Source organism: Comamonas sp. GCA5, from assembly GCF_036541385.1.
Lineage (GTDB): Bacteria > Pseudomonadota > Gammaproteobacteria > Burkholderiales > Burkholderiaceae_C > Comamonas > Comamonas aquatica.
Window position 1 is genome coordinate 1 of sequence record NZ_JAZHFR010000132.1, and the last position, 5,699, is coordinate 5,699.

Consider the following 5,699-nt stretch of genomic DNA (forward strand, 5'->3'; position numbering starts at 1 on the left):
GCCAGCTGCCGGCGCCCGTGCCCATGGCGGTGACGCCCGGCCCGCAGGTGCCGAGCCCGCCCGCCCTGGTGTGGAGCCTGCCGGTGGTGCTGGTGTTCCTGGCCTACACCACGGATGGCTTCGGCTTTGTGCCGCACACCGTGTTCTGGGTGGACTACCTGGCGCGCGAGCTGCACCTGGGCGCCGGCTATGCCTCCACCCAATGGGCCATGTTCGGCCTGGGCGCCGTGGCCGGCCCGCTGTGCGCCGCGCTGTGTGCCACGCGCTGGGGCTGGTGGCGCACCACCACCGGGGCATACGCCCTCAAGGCCGTGGCCATCGGCCTGCCCCTGGTCTGGGCCGGCTTTGCTGGCCATGCGGTCTCGGGCTTCATCGTCGGGGCGCTGTCGCCCGGCATGGCGGCCATCACCTCGGGCTACCTGATGCAGCTCATTGGCCCGGCGCGCCACAAGCGCATGTGGGGCTATGCCACCGCCGCCTTTGCGCTGCTGCAGGCAACGGCCGGCTATCTGATGGCCTATGTCTACGCCAGCACCGGCAGCTACCGCAGCCTGTTTGCCCTGGGCTGCACGGCCCTGGCACTGGGCACGCTGCTGGTGGCGTTTTCACGGCCAAAAACCGCACCTGCACAGATCTGACAAGCGCTGATTGCTTCTTTTTTTTGCATCTCACTGTGAACCCACCATGCAACTGTTTCTGAACACCACCTCGCCCTTTGCCCGCGTGGCCCGCATTGCCGCGCTGGAGAAAGGCCTGGCCGAGCGCGTGCAGCTGGTCTGGTCCGACCCCTGGAACCACGACCCGGCCCTGCTGGCCGTCCACCCCCAACTGCGCATCCCGGTGCTGGTGACGGACGAAGGCCAGGCGATCGCCGAATCCCTGCTGATCGCCCAGTACCTGGACCAGATCGGCACCGGCCCGGCCCTGGTGCCCCCCACGCAGTGCGCCGCGGTGCTGGCCCAGGCCAGCGTGGGCTACGGCCTGATGGAGGCCGCGTTTGCCGTGGTGATTGCGCGCAAGTACCAGGGCACCGAGGCCGATGCCAGCGTGCTGGGCCAGCGCCGCCTGGCCGCCCTGGGCCGTACCCTGGCGCAGCTGGAGCAGACGCCGCCGCGCCCCGTGGGCGCTGACTTCAGCCTGGACCAGATCACCGTGGCAGTGGGCCTGGAGTACGTGCGCTTTCGCCTGCCGGCGCTGCTGCCCGCCGATGCCTATCCACGCCTGCACGCCTGGCTGGAGGCCGCCCGCCAGCGCCCCAGCCTGCACGCCACCCGGTTTGAGTGAGGGCCTGGCCCCGGCACCGCCGCTACGGGGTGCTGTCACACCCCACCGCACTCCCATAAATCGATAGCTACTTCCGCAGGCAGCACAGGCCATCCAGTCTTTTTTCATGCCCCGTCTACTACACTGGCCCATTGCTAATTTTTTGGGATGGTCCTGTGTCTTCTTCTGTTTCTGCCTGCATTTCCCGCCGCCACTGCCTGCTGGCGGGCTTGTTCACCGCCTCGGCCCTGGGCCTGGCCGGCTGCGCCACCGCGCCTGCTGACACCACCGCCCCCGCGGCAACCCCGGAGGAACTGCAGGATGCCCTGGTGCAGCGCTTCTACCGCGCGCTGGCCGATGGTGATTTCGACCGGAGCATCAGCATGGTCTCGGCCAGCAGCCTCTCCAAGCAGCAACTGGCCGAGCTGACCCCCAAGTTGCGCCAGATGCTGGCCGGCGCCAAATCCAAGGTCGACGCCAAGGGCGGGCTGCAGAAGGTGGAGATCGTGGAACGCGTGCCATCTGCCACCCGAGAGAACGTCACCCAGCTGCGGGTGCTGGTCACCTACGGCGATGGCAGCACCCGCCGCGAACGCATGAACCTGTTCTTGGACGACGGCATCTGGAAAGTCGAAGTGTGAGTGCGTGGTGGCGCCACGGCGTCGCCTTCGGTCTGGCCCTGCTGGTCGGTGGGCAGGTCGGAGCCACTCCGCCACTGCCCGCACAGGCCGCCGCCGGCGACCTGCTGTTCCGCCAGGGCACGGAGACCATCAGCCACCTGGTGCGCGCCGTTGACACCGGCGACTTCAGCCACGTGGGCCTGCTGGTGGCACCGGCCGATCCCACCGGCCCCTGGCAGGTGCTGCACGCCACCCCGTCCGAAAAGCCCGGCCAGCCCGATGCCGTGGTGCTGGACACGCTGGACTTCTACCTGGACCCGCAACGCGCCCGGGCCTACCAGCTGTACCGGGTGCCCGCCAGTGCCCCGGCCCGCCAGCAGGCCGTGGCCTGGGCCCTGGCCCAGCAGGGCCGCGCCTTCGATCTGGTGGATGCCGGGCGCGGCCTGTACTGCACCACGCTGGCGGTGCAGGCCTGGCAGCACGGCGGTGTGGCCCTGGACGTGGCCTACACCGACGTGACCCTGCCGCTGCTGCGCGGCCGCTACCTGCTGCCCAGCGGCCTGCGGCGCGCGCCCCAGTTGCAGGCCCTGACGCCCGTGCTGCCGATCACGCCGTAGCGCACCGGCACGCCCAGGTGCTGCTGGCGCACGCCAGACCGGCACTCACATCCACGCAGCGACTGCTGTGCTTACTCTTCGTCTGCCTCGGCGTAGCAAGTTTCATAAATTTCCTTGATGGTCTTGCCATTGAAAGTCCAATAAGGAGAAGGCTGCAAAGGATAGTTATCCGGATAGCCCAGCACCTTCCTCGTCGCCGCGGTCAGTGAGCATTCCTCACCATGAAAACGGACAGTTTTAGGACCACAAACCGTCACTTGTGTCGAGGCGTCTTTAAACAACAAAACACTATGCAGGGGAATGTCCAGCTCTGTGAAATTCATCCGCGGACGGCGTTTCTTCATCGTCTCAGCCGCTTGCAAATCAGCCTGGGTCGCATCGGCCTCAATCACGCTTTCGACATCCTTGGTGGCATCTTCAACATGCAGCAACTTCAGGATCGAGATGACACGATCAGGCTCAATCCGGAAGAATTCGCGGTTCGCATTCACACGTGCATTCCCAAATGCATGGTGCAAGGCCTTCTCGACCTCTACTGAATCGTGCACACGGCAAGCGAACGCGCAGTCAAAAGGCACGGGAACTCCTGTACTGAAGAGCTGCTTCATCCGCACCTCGACTTCGTCCTGTGTGGTTTTCCCAATTTTGACCAGCCCGGGCATCGCAGGATTGGTCAGTACATACACAATTTGCAGCGCACTTTGCATGGTGAACTCCCTCTCTCAAACACCCAGATATTGTCTGCGCACATTCGCATCGCCCGCCAGCGCCGCCATGGCGCCGGACCAGACGATCTGCCCCTTCTCCAGCACATAGGCGCGGTCGGCCACGGCCTGGGCGAAGGGCAGGTTCTGCTCGGACAGCAGGATGCCGATGCCCGCCTGCTTGAGCTGCAGGATGGTGCGCGCCATCTGCTCCACGATCAGCGGGGCCACGCCCTCCGAGGGCTCATCGAGCAGCACCAGGCAGGGCTGGCCCATCAGCGTGCGCGCCACGGTCAGCATTTGCTGCTCGCCACCGCTCATGCGGCCGCCCAGGCGATCGGGCATTTCGCCCAGGTTCGGGAACAGTGCAAACAACTTTTCAGGCGTCCAGTGCGGCACCGCCGTCCCGTCGGGCCAGGTGCGCGGCGGCTGGCGGCCGACTTCCAGGTTCTCCAGCACCGTCAGCTCGGTGAAGATGCGCCGGTCCTCGGGCACATAGCCCAGGCCACGCTGGGCGATCTGGTGCGCGGCCTTGCGCGCCAGGTCCTCGCCCCTGAAAAGAATTTTTCCTTCGCGGCGCGGCACCAGGGCGGCAATGCTTTTGAGCGTGGTGGATTTGCCCGCGCCATTGCGCCCCATCAGCGCCACGACCTCACCACGCCCGACCTGCACCGACACGCCGTGCAGGATGTGGGCGGCGCCATACCAGGCGTGCAGGTCGTCGACCTGCAGCAAGGGTGTTTTAGGCTTTTCACGCCCGTCCTGCTTGCCCATGCTGCTCTCTATTTTCATCATTTCTGTGCCTCCAGCACCCAGCCCGTGCCCAGGTAGGCCTGCTGCACCCGCGCATCGTCGCGGATGGCCTGCGGCGTGCCTTCGGCCAGCAGTTGGCCGCGCACCAGCACGGCCACGCGGTCGGCCAGACCGAAGACCACGTCCATGCTGTGTTCGGTGAACAGCACACCCATCTGCCGCGCCCGGGCCAGGTCACGCGTCAGCTGCATCAGCGCCACGCGCTCGCCCGGCGCCATGCCGGCCGTGGGTTCGTCCATCAGCAGCAGTTGCGGGTCGTGGGCCAGCGCCAGCGCCAGCTCCACGCGCTTCACGTCGCCATAGGCCAGTTCGCTGCAGGGCCGGTCGGCCTGCGCCGCCATGCCCACCTGCTCCAGCAGGGCCAGGGCATCGTCCCGGCGGTGGCCGGCGGCACGCGGCCACCAGCGGAAGACGCGCCGGTCGTGCGACAGCAGGGCCAGCTGCACGTTCTCGACCACGCTGAACGAGGCAAAGGTCTGCGCGATCTGGAAGGTCCGCCCCACGCCGCGTCGCCAGATGGCGCGCGGCGCCAGCCCGGCGATGTCCTGCCCGCGCAGCAGCACGCGGCCACGGTCGGGCACCAGCTGCCCGCCGACCATGTTGAAGGTGGTGCTCTTGCCCGCGCCGTTTGGCCCGATCAGGGCCAGCATCTCGCCGGCCTGCAGCGCCAGGGACACGCCCTGCACGGCCTGCACGCCACCAAAGGATTTGCTCAGTTGTTCGACCTGCAGCAGTGTCATGCCCCACCTCCGCGCCGCGCCAGCCGGCGCCCCAGCCACTGCGCCGATCCGGCCAGCCCCTGCGGAAACAGCAGCACCAGCAGCAGCATGATGGCGCCCATCAGCGCGCGCCAGTAATCGGTGTTGCGCGCCACCGTGTCGTGCAGCCAGGTGAAAGCCGCCGAGCCGACCACCGGCCCCGCCAGGGTCTGGATCCCGCCCAGCAGCACCATGACCAGCGCATCCACGCTGCGGGTCACGCCCAGGCTGTCGGGGGCCACGCTGCCCTTGGAAAACACGAACAGCGCCCCGGCCACGCCCGCAAAGCCCGCAGCCACCACCAGGGCCGTCCACTGGATGCGGCGCACGTCCAGGCCAATCGCATCGGCGCGCACGGCGGAGTCGCGCGCGGCGCGCAGCGCATAGCCCAGGGGCGCAAACAGCAGGCGGCGCAGCAGGTACAGGCCCGCGGCGCAGACAGCCAGCGCCAGCCAGTAGAAGGCGGCGCCCTGATCGGCCCAGGCCGAGGGCCAGACCCCGGTCAGGCCGTTGCTGCCGCCGGTGACCGCATCCCACTGGAACACGATGGCCCAGGTGATCTGCGCAAACGCCAGGGTCAGCATGGTCAGGTACACGCCCGACAGGCGCACGCAGAACCAGCCGTACAACAGAGCACCGGCCACAGCGGCCAGGGGACCCAGCAGCAGGGCCGCTTCCATGGGCAGATCCAGCGCCCGCACGGCCAGGGCCGCGCCATAGGCCCCCAGGCCGAAGTACGCCGCATGGCCGAACGAGTGCAGCCCGCCCGGACCCAGGATGCAGTGCAGGCTGGCCGCGAACAGCGCGGCGATCAGCATATCGGTCAGCAGCACGGTGGCATAGCTGTCCTGGCCGGCGGCCAGCGGCAGCAGCACCAGGCCCAGCAGCAGCACGGCCCAGGCGGTGCGGCCGGCCCCCGGCCGG

At 68.0% G+C, this 5,699-nt stretch carries 8 protein-coding genes; 4 read left to right on the forward strand and 4 right to left on the reverse strand.

Annotation, left to right across the window (positions count from 1 at the left end; translation table 11 throughout):
• From SJH88_RS18205 to SJH88_RS18220, 4 genes are all read left to right on the forward strand, one after another.
• On the forward strand, positions 1-638 hold a 638-nt coding region (locus tag SJH88_RS18205; protein WP_274755282.1), incomplete at its 5' end, for a YbfB/YjiJ family MFS transporter.
• A gap of 46 nt (positions 639-684) precedes the next feature.
• The gene (locus tag SJH88_RS18210; RefSeq protein ID WP_154164038.1) at positions 685-1,284 is read left to right on the forward strand and encodes a glutathione S-transferase family protein; all 600 of its coding nucleotides are present in this window, start codon (positions 685-687) and stop codon (positions 1,282-1,284) included.
• Between the two features lie 155 nt (positions 1,285-1,439).
• The gene (locus SJH88_RS18215; RefSeq protein WP_274755283.1) at positions 1,440-1,904 is read left to right on the forward strand and encodes a DUF4878 domain-containing protein; all 465 of its coding nucleotides are present in this window, start codon (positions 1,440-1,442) and stop codon (positions 1,902-1,904) included.
• A complete protein-coding gene (locus SJH88_RS18220; RefSeq protein WP_274755284.1) occupies positions 1,901-2,500 on the forward strand; it encodes a YiiX/YebB-like N1pC/P60 family cysteine hydrolase in 600 nt (199 codons plus the stop codon). Before SJH88_RS18215 ends, SJH88_RS18220 begins: the two co-directional genes overlap by 4 nt.
• Before the next feature lie 71 nt (positions 2,501-2,571).
• Here the strand turns inward: SJH88_RS18220 and SJH88_RS18225 are convergent, their stop codons facing one another.
• From SJH88_RS18225 to SJH88_RS18240, 4 genes are all read right to left on the reverse strand, one after another.
• Positions 2,572-3,207: a GIY-YIG nuclease family protein gene (locus tag SJH88_RS18225; RefSeq protein ID WP_274755285.1), complete on the reverse strand. Its 636-nt coding sequence runs from the start codon at positions 3,205-3,207 to the stop codon at positions 2,572-2,574.
• A gap of 15 nt (positions 3,208-3,222) precedes the next feature.
• Positions 3,223-3,999 carry an ABC transporter ATP-binding protein gene (locus tag SJH88_RS18230; protein WP_274755286.1) on the reverse strand — a complete coding sequence of 259 codons (777 nt, stop codon included), beginning with the start codon at positions 3,997-3,999 and terminating at the stop codon, positions 3,223-3,225.
• Positions 3,996-4,757 carry an ABC transporter ATP-binding protein gene (locus SJH88_RS18235; protein ID WP_274755287.1) on the reverse strand — a complete coding sequence of 254 codons (762 nt, stop codon included), beginning with the start codon at positions 4,755-4,757 and terminating at the stop codon, positions 3,996-3,998. Before SJH88_RS18235 ends, SJH88_RS18230 begins: the two co-directional genes overlap by 4 nt.
• Positions 4,754-5,699: branched-chain amino acid ABC transporter permease (locus tag SJH88_RS18240; protein ID WP_274755288.1), on the reverse strand; the 946-nt coding region annotated here is incomplete at its 5' end. The genes SJH88_RS18240 and SJH88_RS18235, both read right to left, overlap by 4 nt.